This is a genomic window from Pseudomonas sp. PME37.24/025 (assembly GCF_055556615.1).
Genome location: NZ_JBVHNK010000349.1, coordinates 1 through 257, shown reverse-complemented (window position 1 = coordinate 257; position 257 = coordinate 1). Strand labels below are relative to the sequence as shown.

The 257-nt window shown below is 75.5% G+C and carries 1 protein-coding gene; it reads left to right on the top strand.

Features of this window, described 5'->3' with window-relative positions; genetic code table 11:
- Nucleotides 1–256, top strand: a 256-nt coding sequence (locus ACZ3HH_RS30650) for a hypothetical protein (RefSeq protein ID WP_465810427.1), incomplete at its 5' end; no start/stop codon positions are given.
- Between the last annotated feature and the right edge of the window lies 1 nt (nt 257).

The window sequence follows — 257 nt, the reverse complement described above, 5'->3', positions numbered from 1 at the left end:
GGCCGACGATCTCCGAGGAAGCGCCGTCACGGTCAGCGGGGTCGCGGCAGCGGTCGAGGCCGTCGCGGCGGGGCGGCCCGTGCTGCAACGCCGCACGATCGGCGGTCTCTGCTCGCTCGTCCTCGAGACACCGGCCGACGACGCCCTGCGCCGCGCCGCCGCGGGAGCGGGCGTGCAGCTCGCTCCCGCCACCCTGCAAGACCTCGTCGCCGCGTACGGCGTCGAGTCCGAGTCGCTGGAAGGAACGCGCGCATGAC